Here is a 15,017-nt window from a genome sequence, read left to right on the forward strand (position 1 = left end):
CACTCGACTGCCCTGACCAGCAACGACGAAGAGAGCGCGCATGGCCAGCACGAGCACCGACCGCGTGCAGACCGTCCGTAACGCATGGATCAACCGCCTGCGTGACGAGGTACTGCGCACGGGGCGTGCCGAGGTCGCGAAGTGCGCCAGAGTCGGCGTGTGGATCGCGACGTACGCGGACGCCGACGGATCAAGTGCCTTCCCCTCGAACGAGACCCTGGCAGCCCTGGCCGGTTGCACCGACGAGACCGTGACCCGGGCCGTGAAGGTCCTCGTCGCCGTGGGGCTGTTGGTTCGCCGGCGCCGCCCCAACAGGTCGTCCATCTTCCAGCTGATGCTGCCCCCCGGCCGCCTGGCGTGGGAGGCCCACCTGCACCTCTACACCGACACCCGCCAGGCCCGCCGCAAGAAGGCGCAGAAGGCGAAGGAGATCGAGGAGCAGCGGAACCCGTCGCAGAACGGTTCCCGGAACCCGTCCTCCACAGGGGTTCCGGAACCCGTTCCCGCCGGGGATTCCGAAGAATCCGGAAACCGTTCTGGAACGGGTACGGACACCGTTCCGCAACGGGTTCCGGAACCCGTTCCCGCCGGGGGGGACCATTACCCCCCTACCTACGGTAGGGACCCAGACACCCACCACGACACGGTTGCTGTAGTACCTCAGCCACAGGACGCGGGCGCGCGAGGCGGCGACGAGCAGAGTTCCCCGGAGGAGGAGAAGCCGTGGGGCCGGTGCTCGAACCCGGAGTGCGGGGTGCGGCTGCTGCGCGCCGCGAGCGGCTTGTGCCACGGGTGCCAGCAGAAGGCCGAAGGCGTACAGCAAGATCCCCAGGCGCCGGTGCAGGGGGCCTTCCTGACACCGATGCCCTCGGGTCCCACCGGAGGCACCGCAGCCCCGCAGGCGGGCACGCAGCCGTTCAAGATCCCCGCACAGGACCCCGGCGCCCCGCTGAGGCTGTGCCAGTGCGGGCGGGAGCACCGGGCGCACAAGCCGACCGACCGCTGCCCTGACTGCCAGTGGGCCCAGCACGCCGAGGCGGTAGGCCGATGAACCGCACCCCGCTGCCCTCCCTGGTGACCGTGCTGCGCACGCTCGGCAGCTACGGCGAACGCCTTTCGCCAGCGGATGCCACCCCGGAGCAACTGGCCGTCGTGTCCCAGGCCGTCGAGGAAGCGCGCCGCCTGCTCGCCAACGCCCACCGGCCCGCCTCGGCCACCGGGTGCCCGGCCCACCCCAACGGCCCGGTCGACCCGACGGACGGCCTGTGCCTCCTGTGCCGCCGCCGCCGTCACCTTGCCCGCCTCCAGGCCGACGCCGTCGACCGTGACCTCGGCGCCGTTGCCCGCACCCTTGCCGAGCAGGGCGAGACCGAGGCCGTACAGCAGCACGGTGCCCGCGCCGTTGCCCGCGCCCAGGCCGCCGCCGGCCGCGGCACTCACAAGTACCCGCCCAACGCCCGCCCGGCCGCCCTCGCCGCGCGCCAGGCCGCCACCGAGACGGAGGCCCCCTGATGCCCGGACGTCGTGTCGAGCCCCACCCCCAGGAGCAGCAGATCCGCGCCCTGCTGGAGGAGGGCCTGCCCAACATCGAGATCAGCCGACGCCTGTCCGTCGGGCCCCGCGCGGTCGCCCGCATCCGCGAGGAGGCTGGCATGCCGGCCGTGCCCCGCAACGCCTACCGTCGCCCCGAGCACCCCAAGCACCGGGAGATCCTGGCCCTGCTGGACGAGGGTTACAACGACGCGGTGATCCGGCGCCGGACTGGCGCAGATGTCGGCACCGTCGCCCGGATCCGCCACGAGGGCGGGTTCGGCCGAGCCACTCAGCCTCGCGTCTCCCGGCCGCACCCGAGGGACGCCGAGATCCGCGCTCTGCTGCGGCACATGAGCAACAACCAGATCGCCCTGGAGCTCAAAGTCGACCGGGCCGCCGTCCGCCGCATCCGGGGCGAGGCAGGCATCACGTACGTGCCGCCGAAGCACAGCAGCGCGGAGGAGAAGTGGGCTGGCCTTGTCCGCGAGGTCGAGGGCGGACATCTGGAGTGGCTCGGGGAGCGGGCCGGCGGCAGCGGCACCCCGGTCATGCGCTTCCGTGAGAAGTCCGTGAGCCCGGCCGGGATCGCATTCACGAAGCGCACCGGCCGCCCGCCGGTCGGACAGGTCCGCGCGGAGTGCGAGTTCCGGCACTGCGTCGCCCCGGCCCACGTGGACGACGAGCCCGGCCGCCTGCGCGTACGGGAGCAACTGCGCGCCATCACCGGCGCACCCGAACGCCCCAAGGTCTGCCGCTACGGCCACGACCAGGCCGTCCACGGCCGCCTGGAGCCGGACGGCGCCCCCTACTGCGGTGTGTGTAAGCGCGACCAGAAACGCGCCCACCGTGCCCGCACAACCTGACCCGACTGCCCACCCCTGGAGACCCGCATGTCCCTGATCACGCGCGACGAGGCGACCGGACTGCGCCGCGGATTCATCCGGTACCCGGACGGCTCCCCGCCCGAGCTGGACGGCTGCCGCTGGTGCGGCACCCCGCACGAGACCCACGGGCTGCGCTGGAGCGACGCCGCGAGCTGGCACCAGTGGGCCCGTCCCACCCACGCCCAGGTGGAAGCCCGCGCCCGCGCCCACATCGTGCACGGCATCCCGCGCCCTGCCCTCCAGGCCGGCGCCGCACCCTCGCTCCTGGAGGACGCGATCGGCGCGTTCCAGACCGCCAACGACCACATCCGCGACGGGTGCACCACGTGCGCCCCGGCCGCCCGGCTGCCGGACATGTGCCCGGAGGGTCAGCACCTCGCGCTCGCCGCCGTCCACGCCCTGGCCACCGACCCCACCGACGGACCCGAAAGGCAAAGCCCGTGAACCGCTTCACCGTGGGGCTCCTCCTGGGAGGCATCTCCGGAGGCTTCACCTACGCCCTCACCGCCGACGCCACGCCCGCCGTCGTCGTCGGTGCGATCGCCGCCGTCCTCACCTGGCTCGGCCTGGCCACCTTCCTCCTCGCCGACGACTGACCCGAAAGGCAACGCTGTGCCCACACGAGACTTCACCCGCGACGAACTCGCCGCCCTGGGCGTCCCCCCGGACAGTCCCGAGGACGTCCGGTGGTCCGAGACGCTGCTGGCCGACGAGCCCATCGCGACGCTCAACTACACCCAGAAGCGCCGCGCGGTCTTCCTCGCCGACGACGAGCGGACGTACGCGGTCGAGTACGAGGCTCCGATCGGCGCCAGCGACCACAAGACCGGCCCGGCGCCCGACGGCCACGGCTGGCACGGGGACACCGTCCAGGCCGTCCAGGTCATTCGCCGGCCCGTGGTCGTCGACCAGTGGACCCCCTACGTGCCCGCGTTCCACGACGGTCCGGACAGGCCCGTCCTCCAGGAGCTCACCGAGATCTACGAGGAGGGCGGCCTGCGCACACGTGACGCCCAGCAGAACGCCGCCGAGCTGCTGGCTCGACACGCCGCCGAACTGGGAGCCACCGCCCAGCACCTCGTCGTGGAAGGGGGGCCCGGCCGGTGACCCGCCTGTCCCGCGCGCTCCTGGCCATCTACCTGGTGGCGTTCGTCTGGCTCGCGTACGTCTCGGCCGTCTGCCTCCAGCACCAAGCGCCCGTCCAGGCCGCCGCGTTCTACGCCACCGCTACGGCCCTCGCCGTCGCGGCCGGCAGGGAGTGGCGGCACGCCACCACCCGCCAGGCCGCGGCCGTCCGTGCCCGGCTCCCTCGCCCGCGCACCTACCCCAGCGACCTGGAGGCGGTCCTGCGTGCCGAGCTCGCCGGCGCCTGCCACTGCGAACGGTGGTGGACCACCTTCGGCACCGACCACGACCCCACATGCCCGCAGCAGACCCACGCCACCAACCACCTACAGGATGAGGAGAGTTGACCATGAGCCCCACCGACACCGTTCTCGACCAGGTCACCGAGGCCCTGCTGACCGAATGGCACCGGCGCGTCGAGGGGGGCATCGTCGCCGACCCGGCCGCCCACTGCGCCGCCCTGGCCGCTGCCGCCCTCGCCCAGATCGGCCGCCGTCCAGACCAGGCTGCGTCGGACGGTACCGAGCTGCCGCCGTACAGCGGCCCGGACACCCTGTGCCCGAAGTGCTCCCACGACCAGGCCATCACCCGCTACCGGGCCGAGGGCGAGCACGGCACCGACGAACACAGCCCCTTCGGCCGCTCCCGCCGAGGGGAGCGCCTGGAGCGCCAGTGCTGGAGCTGTGACTACGTCTGGGACGAGGCACTGAACCCGCCCGCCGGCGACCCGCGCCTCATCGACGTCCCCACCCTCGCCCGCGCGCTGCAGGAGGCCCACGCCGGGTGGGCCCTGGACCTCTCCCCGGAGTGCGCCGAGCACATGGCCCGGCAGCTCCTGGGCAACGTCGTCGTCTACCGCAACCACGTGCCCGACGAGGAGCCCGCCGCGGCCGACGTCGAGGACGGAGCAGCGGCATGAAGCGCATTCGCCTGGACGACATGACCACCGACGACCTGGACGATCTGTATGCCCGGCTGGATACCGCCGAGGCCCTGGCCGAACGCCTCTCGTACGCGGACCCTCACATCCGCCGCGCCCTGGAACAGCTCCCCGAGCGCTGCCGTTACCACGGTGAGCGCCTTGACCCGGATCACTACTCCTGTGGGCGGGAAGCCTGCTGCGACACCGGCACCCCCTCGCTCCGCCGGCGCCGAGCGCTCGCCGCCCTGGACCAGCTCACCGTCCCGCCCCCGGATACCAGTCCGGACACATCCACGGACACCGTCCCCGCGTCCGGCGGCATCGTCCGGACACCTGTCCTCGCCGGGGAGACCGTGGACTGGGGCCCCCTGCCGACCAGCACGGACAGTGTCCGGACAGGCGGGGACGCGGACACCGAGGACACCGGACAGGGCGTCCGGATCGAGTACCGGGCCCGGGTGCCTCGTCACCTGCTGGGCGACGCCGTCGCGGAGGCCCTGGGCATCATCGCCCGGGAGACTGCGCCCCGTCCCGAGGAGCCGGCCGCCGTCGACCCTCCACCTGATCACCTCTGACGGCTACGCTCCCGCACTGTGGGACAACGCCCCCGTGCCTCCGCCCTCCGAGCCCAGGGCGGGGGCACACCCCTGTCCGGCCCCTGAACAGACGTGACCCCCCGCAGCTGACTGCGGGGGGTCACGCGCGTCACACCGTAGGGGTCACAGCAGCCTGTCCGTCACCGCCTCCAGCAGCGCCGTGTTCGCGGCCGTGTCGTGTCCCAGGACGAGCGACTGGTGCGGCAGGTTGGCGAGGACGCCGGCGAGGCCGGCGGCCGGGCGGCTGGTCGGTAGCAGCCGGAACACGTCCGGGTACCGGTCCTCGGTCTTGGCGTTGAAGAAGTCCCGGTCCTCGACGGTCCGGTCTTCGTCGGACACGGCCGGGACGGCGCCGGCCGTGATCCGGGGGAACAACAGCGCGGCAGCCCGGCCCTCCCGGGCCAACCTCATGCCCAGCATCGTGTCGAGCTGGTCGGGGAAGAACTGCGGCTTGAGCTCCTTCCCGGACGACTTCCACAGCGGCTCCCGCTGGTCCGCGAGCAGTGCGTCAGTGACCCGCTGGTGCTGGGTGGGGTGCATCTGCTCCCCATCCCGCAGCCGGTCCCGAAGGATGTCGTACAGCCCCATGGCGTCCAGCAGGCCGAACCCGATTGCGGCCGCCGACGGCCACGGCAGGATGTGCACCGCCCCGTCCTCGACGCGTACGAACACCCGGTCGTTGGCGAGCAGCCCCCACCCGGCCCGCGCGAGGAGGAACCCCACGGTGGTCTTCCCGGCCCCCTTGTCGCCCAGGGACAGGACCGCGCTCCCGTCCGGCCTGGTCACGGCCGAGGAGTGCAGGATCTGCCACCCGTCGTGGAGGAGCTGCCCGCGCACCATCTCCCGCGCGAGCCGGGCCGCGGCCGTGGCCGCGGCGGTCTCGTCCGTGCCCAGGACCGTCATCTGGCGCAGGCCGGGCTCCCACCGGTAGGCCATCCCCGCGTCCGGTTGTACGGCACGGACCACCCCGTCCCCGTTGACCGCGTACAACATGCGGTCGTTGGCGTACTCCACCTCGGCGTGGTGGTCGCCGGTGACCCGCCCGGTCAGAGCAGCCACCTCGCCCGGGTCGACGTCGGCGACCACGACCGGCCCGGCGACGTCGGCCGCGTCCACGCGCTCCGCGTTCCACCACGAGCCGAAGTACCGCACGGCCCAGTCCGTGACGGACTCTGCCCGGCTGGTGACCGTGACGGCGTACCCCTCGGCGGGCGTGATGCGGGTGGCGAACATGTCGGTCATGCGGTCGTCTCCTTGATGGTCTGGTGGAGCTGGTCGTACGCGGACCGGATCTTGACCTCTGCGGCGTCGAGCTGCCGGGTCTCACCGGGGTCGAGGGGCGGGATGCACACGGTGGGGCGGCCGGCGGTGAACCGCAACGGAATTCCGAGCCAGCCGGTCCTCCAGGAGGTGGACAGCTCGATCACCCCGTCCGTGTGCCCGAGGGTGTGTTCCAGGGCGGCCAGCGTCGCGCCGGCCGGGCCGCACCTGGTGCGGCCGATCCCCGCGTTGATCCGGCCGGGACGGGCCGCGAGCTCGTCGCGGACGGCTTGCACCGGCACGGGCACGGGCCGGCCGTTGACCGTGGTCGAGGAGGCACAGATCACCGCATGGGTGCCGTGCTCCCCGATGACGTGCCCGGCGACCGCCGACGGGGACACCGTCAGCAACCGGGCCAGAATGAGGCGATATCGGGCCGTGTCGGTGTTGGAGCCGACACCGAACACCCGGTCACAGCCGGACACGGCGGCGAGCAGCCGGCTCATGACGTCCACCGGGTTGGTCACCACGACCACGACGCCCCGGTAGCCGGCGAGCGCCCGGCCCAAGGCCGCGATGAGGGGGCCGTTCGCGGTGAGCCCGGCCATGCGGATGTCGCTGGTGGCCCGGTTGGTGAACTGGGCCCGGGGGCACACCACGACCGCGTCACAAGACCGCATCCGTTCGAGGTCGCCGTGGACCACCCGTACGGGGGAGCCCGTCACCTGCCCCATGTCCTCCAGGTCCGCGACCAGTCCGGCCGCGGAGCCCCCGCTGCCGGAGGTGATGACCACCTCCTCGCACCACCTGGTCGTGAGCAGCAGTGCGCCGAGGGATTGGCCCACGGCCCCGGCACCGATCACGCCGACCCCGCTCATGCGACGACCCCCCACACGGCGTCATCCAGGCACACCCGCCACCAGGCATGCGTCGACGCCCGGCTGGCCATGGACACCGTGGCGTGGTCCACCATCTGCACCACGGCCTCCGCCCGCTCGACCACGGCCGCGGCGAGGGCCGGCAACGGCAGACCGGGCGGGGCCGACAGGTACGTGGTCAGGATGTTGACCGTGTCCATCAGCCACAGCAGGACGAACCGCCGCAGCCACGCGTCCCGTTCGTCGGTCTCCAGGTCGGCCGTCAGCCGGGCCGTGAACGCCGTGATCCCGCTCAGCACGGCGCGGGAGTCCTCGCGTGAGGGAGCACCGGCCACCAGGCCGAGGACCGTACGGGACACCAGCTTGGCCACGTCCGCCCCCGGCCAGCCGCGTTGCAGCCCCGGGTCTAGGAACACGATCGGCCCGTCCACGTGGCCGGACGAGAACACGGCGTGCTCCGGCTTCAAGTCGCCGTAGATCACCGGCGGGTACGGCATCGTCCGTAGCGGCATCGCACGCAGCCGGTCCACCACCGTGCCCAGCAACTCACCGTGCCCGGTGCTGCGCAGATACGGGCCACAGCCGGACGTGAACTTCCGGTGGAACGTCTCCGCGATCGAGCGCTCCGGGATCACCACCCGGTCCACCCGCGCGGCGAACCCCGGCCGCTTCAGCCCCTTGCCGAGCTGGTCCATGACGCGCCCGAGGAGCACGGACGTGCTGTGCGGCTCCCGCGCCACCAGGTCACCCAGCGACCGGCCGGCCACGGGCTCCGTGAACAGCACGCCCCCGCCGCAGCCGGCGACCCTCGGCACCAGCACCCCGGCCGCGGCCAAGGTCTTGAGCTGCTGCGCCTCGCGCCGCACCAACGAGTCCGGCGCCTGCGCGTAGGCGGCCTGGGCAGCCTTCACCGTCGGCCAGTCCCCGCGAGCTCCGCGCAACACCGACACCAGGGAGGCGCCCAGGATCGGCAGCTTCCCGTACAGCGGCCGCCCGTCGACCTGGACGCACTGCACGTAGCTCGTGACGCTCGGGGTGGCCTGCCCGGCCTGGACGGTGGAATGAGGCCACAGGGCTTGAGCGGCTTTCACGGTCTGGGCCGCCGCGTACGCCAGCACCTCCTCGGCCGGGGGCGGCATGAGCCCCTGTTCCCTCGGGGCGGGCACGGTCAGGGCCATAGGGATCCTCCTTCGGCCAGCGGACAGCCCGGAAGGCACACCGGATGCGGTAGCACTCGGCCCCCGGGTGGTCACGCAGACACGGAATGTGACCCCTGAACCCTCCAGCCGACGAAGCGGCCTAACCCCTAGGTTTCCTATGGGCGTTCACGTGCTCGACTCCCACGCCCCACCCGCCCCGGCTCATGACGGCCAGTGCTCCGGGCCGCCGCCTCGCCACTCGATCAGTTCCGACCGGGCAACGGCGACCTCGTCCAGCCCTTCCAGGCCGGCCCGCCGCAAGAACTCGACCAGGTCCGCCAGATTGAACGCGAGCCCCAGGATCTGGCCGTCCACACGCACCCGGCGCCCGCCGGTCGGGCTCGGCGGGTGCACGATCACAGGCAGGCTCCCAGACATACCCCCACCCTCCGCTCAGTCTCGGCCAGGCGCATCCGGACAGCGTCCGGACACTGTCCAGACGCGCAGCGGCCCCCTCCCGCGCGCAGCGGGTAAGGGGGCCGTCCTCGTGAGGTTCAGCGCGATCGCGCGATAACGGCCGGGTGGACGTCCACACCGCCCGGCCGCGCCGGTGAACTACTCGTCGCCCCCCTCGTCGTCGGCCTCGCCCTCCCCTTTGCGTGGCCGACTCGACCAGGTGCCGGTGTGGCCACGCAGGATGTCCTGGACGGTCCCGAGGGAGGTATGCACCTCGGCCGCGATCTTCCGGTAGGACATGCCCTCGGCGCGGAGGCGGTGCACGGTGTCGTCACGCAACGCCTTGAGTCGTTTGTTCCGGTTCGGTTGATCTTTGAGCAGTTCGTTCACCGCTCGCGCGCGGGCTACGGGGTCCTCCATCGCCTCGACTTGATCAAGCGCGTCTAGCACCCGCCGCACCTCCTCCGTGGGCTCCTCTGTCACACCCATGCCCCTCAATCCGGGCGGGTCGCTTGCGCCAGTGTATGGAGTTCCATACGCTAGCGGAAGCGACTCAGCTACCGGGGTCGCACGTACAAGTCGGCCCCCGGTCGGGGCCTAGGAAACGCCGACCGGGGGCCACGTCAGATGGAGCTGACGCATGGCCCAGATTACTGATCGGAAGCCGGAGGACGTCCAGGAGGCGGCGCGGAGCGTTGTGCTCGCCGTCGCGGACCACCTCACGGCCACGAACCCGACCGACGTCCTGGAGCGCACCAACCTCCTCGTGTGCGTCGGGGCGGAGGCGTACCTCCTCGCGGACCGCAGCTACAACGGCAAGGGGCAGGCGATCTCCCAGGCCGCCATGGACCTGGTACCGGAGCTGATCGAGGGGACCGCGCGCGGCGCGTACGCCGAGCTGCTGCGCGAGGTCCTGGCCGCGAACGGGGGGCAGGCATGATGACCACCCTCCTGGAGCGCGCGCCTCTGGCCGCCGGCCACGAGTGGCCCGACGGCGACAACGACCGGGCCATCCCCCGCATCCCCGGTATCCCCGCTCCGCGCACGGAGCCGGTGCCGGTGAAGATTCCGAAGCAGCCCGGCCCGGAGCAGTCCACCGGCCCGACGTGCTGCGGGCGCAGGATGCGCCGCGACGGGCAGCAGCTTGTGTGCTCGAACTGCGGCGGGTGGACCGACGCCGGGGTCGCGCTCGTGACCGTGGAGCCGGCCGCCGCCCGCCAGTGCGGCACCTGCCAGGGCCAGGGCGGCAAGACCGTCGACACCTCGTCCGGCGGCGTGACCCGCAAGCAGTGGAAGACCTGCGCCGACTGCCGGGGACGGGGGACGCGCTGATGAGCAACGCAGCCAAGCTCCTCGCCGAGGCCCGCGACGCCTACCGCAACGCGGCCCCGCAGCGCGACCAGGCCAACGTCGCCGCCGCCACCCAGACCGCGCGCCAGAGCGGCGCGCAGTCAGCCGGAGCCGACAGGGGTGGCCGCTGATGGGCCTCCTCGACCGTCTGATCGGCAATGACCGAAAGCTCGCGGCCACGAAGTACGCGGGCCGTGAATCCGCCTCCGACCGGGCCGCCCGGGTGCGGCAGCACCAGCACCGCGCCCGGGGGGTCCGGGAGGCGGCCCAGCAGGGCCAGGCGTGGGAGGACGCCGACCGGCAGCGCGAACGCACACGCGGACGCCGGTAGCCACCTCCTCGCCCCCGCCCTTGACCGGCCGGGCCCACCCCGTGTGGGCCCGGCTCTCCGTCCGTTCCACAAGCGCGAAGGGCGCCCCGATGACCCACCCCACCCCCGACCACGAGCAGCAGCCGCGTATCCCCGGCCGCCGGTACCGCGAGGTCACCCGCTACCGCACGGAGACGACCACGATCAACGGCATCTCCGCGACCGAAGAGGTGCCGTACACCACGTGGGAGCCGGTACCGCCGCGCGACTGGGACGGCATGGTCATCCGTGGCGTGACCGCCGGCGCAGTCGGCGTCACCCTCCTCGCCACCACCAGCACGGCCGCCGCCATCGGTGGCCTGCTGGACAAGACGGTGCCCGCCCCGGTCGCGTACGCCGCAGCCGTGGTGTTCACCGTCCCGTGGCTTGCCTGTCAGGGCGTGGAGTACGTCCTGCGCCGCGAGCCGGACCGCGCCCGGAAGGCCCGGATCGCTGGGTGGGTCCTACTGGTCATCTCCATGGCCACCGTCGTCGCGTACGGCGTCGACAAGGGCGAGCCCATCGCGGGTGCGGCTGGCGCAGCGGTCGACCTCATGTCCAAGGGCATGTGGGTCCTTGTGCTCAGCCTCCACGCCGTGCCGCTCTCCAGGGGCGTGGCGAACTGGCTCCGCCAGCGCAAGGAGAAGCTGACCGCCGAAGCCGTGGTGGCCGCCGACATCCGACGGCAGGACCAGTTCGAGGCGTACATGCGCGCGGTCTTCCCCAACTACGAGACCGTCCAGGCCATCACGACCGTGGCGGAGCAGCCTGCGCCGCAGAGCGGCACCCCCGTGCAGACCGTTGTGTCCGGACAGGCTCCGTCCGCGTCCGTGTCCGGACATGCCTCCGTACCTGCGCCGGTCCCGGCCGCGGCTCCCACTCCGCAGCCCGCCCCGATCGCGCAGCCGACCGCCCCGGCCCCGGCCGCCGCACCCGTACCGGTCTCCGCTCCTTCGGTCCCTCCGGTCCCTCCGGCGACCCCTCAGGGCGACGAGCAGCAGGCCCCGGCCGATACGCCCGTCCCGCCGACTCCGCCGACTCCGCCGACTCCGCCGACTCCGCCGGCTGACCCGACTGCCGGCACCGCACGGCCCCCGCTGCGCGCCGTGGGCGCCCCCACCAAGTCAGACACCATCCGGGCCGCCCTGGCGGCCAACTCCTCCATCTCCGACGAGGCCCTGATCCAGCGCGTCAACGAGGTGCACGGCGAAGACTCGAAGAACCTCGACACCGTGCCCCGGACGCGCCGCCGGATCGAGGACAAGCTCAAGAAGAAGGCGTCATGATTTACCTCTTCCTCGGGGCCGGCCTCCTCGGCCTGGCCTTCGCCCTGTACGGGCGACACGGCGACATGCGGTTCGTCGGCGGCCTCGCGGCCGCCGCCGGGCTGGTGACCGCGGTCCTGAACTGGGGTGCCTGGTGACCGCCGCCCCTGGAGCCGACGAGCTCCGCGTCCGGGGGATCCTCCTCCGGCGCGGTCTCGGGCTCAACGACATGCCTCCCGTCCCGCACCCTGCCGACGAGGACGACGCCCCCGAGCCCTGCCGCCTCGAGGACGACGTCGACCAGGACCAGCCCGCCGCCGGTCTCCTCGTAGCCCTCCTCAACTGGGGGGCGTGGTGAGTGACACGACCGAGGAGGAGACCCGCGAGGTCGAGACCCGGGACGACGAGCGCCCGTTCCGCGTGCGCGACGTCTTCCAGTTCGGCCGCAGGGGCACTCCGGAGACGGACGAAGAGGCTGCCGACGAGGCGGCCGCGCCGGAGGAGGGCGCCGACGAGGAGACCGCGCCCGAGGCGCTGACCATCCCGGCGGCCCGGGTGGGCCGGGCGGCCCGCCTGGACAACCACCACGTGCCCGACTGGTGGAACCCCGCCAAGGGCATCACCCTCGCCGCGCCTACGGACCAGGCGTGCCAGCACCCGAACCCCTACACCTTCCGGATCGAGTCGACGGGCGAGGTCGTCCCCCACTGGTGCCCGGACTGCAAGACCGACCTCACCCCGGACGTTCCGGAGGCCAAGCCCGCGCCGACGGCGCCCGCGCGCCCGTCCGGCAAGCCGTGCCAGCACCCGGAGCCGCACGAGGTCCGCAGCAAGGTCACCGGGCAGCTCGTCGCGTTCTGGTGCGCCGACTGCGAGACCCAGCTCGACGTCCCCGAGGACTACGACGAACTCACCGACGTCACCGAGGGGGACGGCGAGGATGGCGACGGGGGAGAGGGGGGCGAGGACGGCCAGCCCGTCGACAAGGTCCCGCCCTCGATCCGTAGACGCTGGGGGCAGGGCCTCCGGGGCGCCGGTGGCAAGTCCTACAGCCGCCCCGTCTACGGCAAGGACTCCGCGGAGCAGAAGAAGGCTCTGATCGAGGTCTGGGGCCAGATGCCCCGCAAGACCCGGCACCTGCTCTACAACGGCAGCGCGCTCGGGGGCGGCTTCTACCTCGGCGTCCCGCAGTTCTTCACCGCAGAGGTCGCCTACCTGGTCGACACCTACGGCTCCTGGACGGACTTCTACGTCTGCGTCTGGTACGGCGTCGCGGTCGCCATCTGGGTCCTGGACTACCGCACCCGTGGCTGGTTCCCGGTCTTCGCCTGGGCCACCCGCATCCCGCTCGTCTCGATGATCGTCGGCGTGCTGCTGTACGGCAACCCGGCCGCCTGACCACCCACCCCCTGAACGGAAAGCAGCATGAGCAGCAGCCTGATCCCCGCGTTCGGCGCCGCCGGCCTCGCCCTCGGCCTGACCGGCTTCCTTTGGTTCGGCACCTCCAGCGGTGGCAAGGTCAAGCCGCTCGGCTGGTGGTGGACCCTGTTCCTGGCCATGGTCGCCGGCGCCTCGTACAAGGCGGCAGGGCCGCCATTCGACCTCGTGTCCAGCTTCGTCAACGACTTGCTCGGCCTGTTCGGTGACGTCATTCCCGGCACCACCATGGCGGGCATCGCCCTGTTCCTCACCGGCGTGATCCTCTACAAGAAGCTCACGACCCGGCAGGTGGCCGTGATCGGCATCATCTACTGGTACGTCGCCTCCGGCGCGGGCGGAGGGTTCTCCCTCGTCGCCGAGAAGATCGACACGATCATGCAGAGCTTCGCCTGATGGCCGCGCACCTCCACGTCGTCCCCGCCCCCGAGCCCGAGGTGTCGGGGGCGGGGGAGCGGCCTGTCCTGGTGCCCGCCCCGGCCGCGGCCGTCATCGCGCCCCGCCGGGCGCGCGAGCCGGACGCCGGCCGCGACCAGCACGACGACGAGCCCGACGAGACCGCAGCCCACGGCCCGGACGAGGCCGACGAGGACCACGTCCCGGACCACGACGACGAGGCGGGAGAGTACGACGACGAGGACGACGCGGGGGAGTACGACGAGGACGAGGAGGTGCCGGCGAGGCGCGGCTACATGACGGTCCCGGACCTCCGTCCGTACGTCGACCCGCGCCCCCTCCGCGAGCTTGGCCCCCTCGCCGTGGAGGTCGGGAAGACCGCCGGCCCCCCGCTGCTGCGCGCGGTCGGCAGGCTCCTGCGCGACCTGGGCCGGATGCTCTCGTGGTACGGCCGGGGGATCGGCGTGCTCCTGGTCCTCCTCGCCGGATGGCTGTCCGGCAGGTACGGCAAGCGCGGCAGTCTCGGAGCGCGCTTCGCTGGGGTGGCCTTCCTCGTGTACGCCGTCGTCAGGCTGTGCATCCAGTACCCCTACGCGCCATGGATCGCCTGCTTCCTGGCGCTCGCGGCCACCGTCGCGGCCTCCATGGGTGCCATCGAGATTCCCGTGAGCAAGCCCACGAAGAAGGAGTCCGGCAAGGGGAAGGGGTCCAAGGGCAAGGCCGACCCGGCCCCCGCGCAGGACAAGACCGCCCCGGCCGAGGACTCCCCGGAGGACGCCGACGAGGTTTCCAAGGAGAAGCCGGCCGAGGCTCCACGCGCGGCCTGGGCGGCCCGCCTGTTCCGTCGCTTGGCAGCCCCTGCCGAGGCCCCCGCCGAACTCCTCGACGGCCCCCCCGACGAGGACGACGAGGAGGTGCCGGAGGAGTCCCCCGAGGACATCGAGGAGGAACCCCCGGCGGCCCCCCTGGAGGACCCCCTGACCGCCCTCCTGCGGGACGCGATCGGGGGCGAGAACGGGGTGCACCTGGAGGACCTCCGCCCCCTCATGCGGAAGGGCCTCCCCGGCCTCTCCCAGGCCACCGACAAGGAGCTGCGGGAGCACCTCATCCAGGCCGGCTACAACCCCACCCGTAAGTTCCGCGCCAGGGGGGTCGCCGGGCGGGCCGGAGTGCACCGCACAGACCTCCCTCCCCTCCCCTCCCCAGAGGGGACCCCAGGAGCGGCCGGTGACCACTCTCCACCCACTCTCCACCCCTCCCGACCTGCGAACTCTCCGGGGAGCGGAGAGCAACGGAGAGAGGCCGGAGAGGGGCCGGAGAGGTGGACAGCGGAGGAGAAGGCACGCGGGTTCCGGTCCGTCCCGGACCCCGAGCGGGGGCCGTCCGCGTCGAGGATCGAGCCCTGGCGGGGCTGACCCACGGTGGTC

Annotated in this window: 24 protein-coding genes; 19 read left to right on the forward strand and 5 right to left on the reverse strand. The window is 72.7% G+C overall.

Annotation, left to right across the window (positions count from 1 at the left end; genetic code table 11):
* Positions 1–40 precede the first annotated feature (40 nt).
* Genes ACIPJI_RS02715 through ACIPJI_RS02755 form a run of 9 tightly spaced genes read left to right on the forward strand, consistent with a single transcriptional unit; the run spans position 41 to position 5,039 of the window.
* On the forward strand, positions 41–1,051 hold the full coding sequence (locus ACIPJI_RS02715; protein ID WP_402244043.1) for a helix-turn-helix domain-containing protein: 1,011 nt from the start codon (positions 41–43) through the stop codon (positions 1,049–1,051).
* A complete protein-coding gene (locus ACIPJI_RS02720) occupies positions 1,048–1,512 on the forward strand; it encodes a hypothetical protein (RefSeq protein ID WP_402244045.1) in 465 nt (154 codons plus the stop codon). Before ACIPJI_RS02715 ends, ACIPJI_RS02720 begins: the two co-directional genes overlap by 4 nt.
* Complete coding sequence (locus tag ACIPJI_RS02725; RefSeq protein WP_402244047.1) at positions 1,512–2,396, forward strand: hypothetical protein; 885 nt, start codon at positions 1,512–1,514, stop codon at positions 2,394–2,396. The genes ACIPJI_RS02720 and ACIPJI_RS02725 overlap by 1 nt, the downstream gene beginning before the upstream one ends.
* Before the next feature lie 27 nt (positions 2,397–2,423).
* The gene (locus tag ACIPJI_RS02730; RefSeq protein ID WP_402244048.1) at positions 2,424–2,861 is read left to right on the forward strand and encodes a hypothetical protein; all 438 of its coding nucleotides are present in this window, start codon (positions 2,424–2,426) and stop codon (positions 2,859–2,861) included.
* A complete protein-coding gene (locus tag ACIPJI_RS02735) occupies positions 2,858–3,013 on the forward strand; it encodes a hypothetical protein (RefSeq protein WP_402244050.1) in 156 nt (51 codons plus the stop codon). The genes ACIPJI_RS02730 and ACIPJI_RS02735 overlap by 4 nt, the downstream gene beginning before the upstream one ends.
* Before the next feature lie 16 nt (positions 3,014–3,029).
* Positions 3,030–3,524: a hypothetical protein gene (locus ACIPJI_RS02740; RefSeq protein ID WP_402244052.1), complete on the forward strand. Its 495-nt coding sequence runs from the start codon at positions 3,030–3,032 to the stop codon at positions 3,522–3,524.
* A complete protein-coding gene (locus ACIPJI_RS02745) occupies positions 3,521–3,889 on the forward strand; it encodes a hypothetical protein (RefSeq protein WP_402244054.1) in 369 nt (122 codons plus the stop codon). The genes ACIPJI_RS02740 and ACIPJI_RS02745 overlap by 4 nt, the downstream gene beginning before the upstream one ends.
* Positions 3,890–3,891: 2 nt before the next feature.
* Positions 3,892–4,461, forward strand: a complete 570-nt coding sequence (locus tag ACIPJI_RS02750; protein ID WP_402244055.1) for a hypothetical protein — start codon at positions 3,892–3,894, stop codon at positions 4,459–4,461.
* Complete coding sequence (locus ACIPJI_RS02755) at positions 4,458–5,039, forward strand: hypothetical protein (protein ID WP_402244056.1); 582 nt, start codon at positions 4,458–4,460, stop codon at positions 5,037–5,039. The genes ACIPJI_RS02750 and ACIPJI_RS02755 overlap by 4 nt, the downstream gene beginning before the upstream one ends.
* Positions 5,040–5,183: 144 nt before the next feature.
* Here ACIPJI_RS02755 and ACIPJI_RS02760 read toward each other — a convergent pair whose 3' ends face one another.
* The 5 genes from ACIPJI_RS02760 to ACIPJI_RS02780 form a co-directional block, all read right to left on the reverse strand.
* Positions 5,184–6,302, reverse strand: coding sequence for a hypothetical protein (locus ACIPJI_RS02760; RefSeq protein ID WP_402244058.1), 1,119 nt, complete (start codon positions 6,300–6,302; stop codon positions 5,184–5,186).
* The gene (locus ACIPJI_RS02765; protein ID WP_402244060.1) at positions 6,299–7,198 is read right to left on the reverse strand and encodes a lactate dehydrogenase; all 900 of its coding nucleotides are present in this window, start codon (positions 7,196–7,198) and stop codon (positions 6,299–6,301) included. Before ACIPJI_RS02765 ends, ACIPJI_RS02760 begins: the two co-directional genes overlap by 4 nt.
* The gene (locus ACIPJI_RS02770) at positions 7,195–8,376 is read right to left on the reverse strand and encodes a hypothetical protein (protein ID WP_402244061.1); all 1,182 of its coding nucleotides are present in this window, start codon (positions 8,374–8,376) and stop codon (positions 7,195–7,197) included. Before ACIPJI_RS02770 ends, ACIPJI_RS02765 begins: the two co-directional genes overlap by 4 nt.
* Positions 8,377–8,559: 183 nt before the next feature.
* Positions 8,560–8,775 (reverse strand): hypothetical protein, encoded by a 216-nt coding sequence (locus ACIPJI_RS02775; protein ID WP_362454970.1) that lies wholly within the window; start codon positions 8,773–8,775, stop codon positions 8,560–8,562.
* A 177-nt stretch (positions 8,776–8,952) separates the two neighbouring features.
* Entirely contained in the window at positions 8,953–9,276 is a 324-nt protein-coding gene (locus ACIPJI_RS02780; RefSeq protein ID WP_402244063.1) for a hypothetical protein, read from the reverse strand.
* A gap of 157 nt (positions 9,277–9,433) precedes the next feature.
* Between ACIPJI_RS02780 and ACIPJI_RS02785 the strand changes: the two genes are divergently transcribed.
* From ACIPJI_RS02785 to ACIPJI_RS02830, 10 genes are all read left to right on the forward strand, one after another.
* Positions 9,434–9,733, forward strand: coding sequence for a hypothetical protein (locus tag ACIPJI_RS02785; RefSeq protein ID WP_402244065.1), 300 nt, complete (start codon positions 9,434–9,436; stop codon positions 9,731–9,733).
* Positions 9,730–10,125 (forward strand): hypothetical protein, encoded by a 396-nt coding sequence (locus ACIPJI_RS02790; protein ID WP_402244067.1) that lies wholly within the window; start codon positions 9,730–9,732, stop codon positions 10,123–10,125. The genes ACIPJI_RS02785 and ACIPJI_RS02790 overlap by 4 nt, the downstream gene beginning before the upstream one ends.
* Positions 10,125–10,274: a hypothetical protein gene (locus ACIPJI_RS02795; RefSeq protein WP_362454966.1), complete on the forward strand. Its 150-nt coding sequence runs from the start codon at positions 10,125–10,127 to the stop codon at positions 10,272–10,274. Before ACIPJI_RS02790 ends, ACIPJI_RS02795 begins: the two co-directional genes overlap by 1 nt.
* Positions 10,274–10,474, forward strand: a complete 201-nt coding sequence (locus ACIPJI_RS02800) for a hypothetical protein (RefSeq protein WP_362454965.1) — start codon at positions 10,274–10,276, stop codon at positions 10,472–10,474. Before ACIPJI_RS02795 ends, ACIPJI_RS02800 begins: the two co-directional genes overlap by 1 nt.
* 89 nt (positions 10,475–10,563) lie before the next feature.
* A complete protein-coding gene (locus tag ACIPJI_RS02805; RefSeq protein ID WP_402244069.1) occupies positions 10,564–11,778 on the forward strand; it encodes a hypothetical protein in 1,215 nt (404 codons plus the stop codon).
* On the forward strand, positions 11,775–11,915 hold the full coding sequence (locus ACIPJI_RS02810; RefSeq protein WP_402244070.1) for a hypothetical protein: 141 nt from the start codon (positions 11,775–11,777) through the stop codon (positions 11,913–11,915). Before ACIPJI_RS02805 ends, ACIPJI_RS02810 begins: the two co-directional genes overlap by 4 nt.
* Positions 11,912–12,115 carry a hypothetical protein gene (locus tag ACIPJI_RS02815; protein ID WP_402244072.1) on the forward strand — a complete coding sequence of 68 codons (204 nt, stop codon included), beginning with the start codon at positions 11,912–11,914 and terminating at the stop codon, positions 12,113–12,115. Before ACIPJI_RS02810 ends, ACIPJI_RS02815 begins: the two co-directional genes overlap by 4 nt.
* Positions 12,112–13,155, forward strand: a complete 1,044-nt coding sequence (locus ACIPJI_RS02820; protein ID WP_402244073.1) for a hypothetical protein — start codon at positions 12,112–12,114, stop codon at positions 13,153–13,155. Before ACIPJI_RS02815 ends, ACIPJI_RS02820 begins: the two co-directional genes overlap by 4 nt.
* 27 nt (positions 13,156–13,182) lie before the next feature.
* Complete coding sequence (locus tag ACIPJI_RS02825) at positions 13,183–13,590, forward strand: hypothetical protein (protein WP_362454960.1); 408 nt, start codon at positions 13,183–13,185, stop codon at positions 13,588–13,590.
* On the forward strand, positions 13,590–15,005 hold the full coding sequence (locus ACIPJI_RS02830) for a hypothetical protein (protein ID WP_402244075.1): 1,416 nt from the start codon (positions 13,590–13,592) through the stop codon (positions 15,003–15,005). Before ACIPJI_RS02825 ends, ACIPJI_RS02830 begins: the two co-directional genes overlap by 1 nt.
* Positions 15,006–15,017 lie beyond the last annotated feature (12 nt).

The organism is Streptomyces sp. NPDC086835 (assembly GCF_044745705.1).
Classification (GTDB): domain Bacteria; phylum Actinomycetota; class Actinomycetes; order Streptomycetales; family Streptomycetaceae; genus Streptomyces.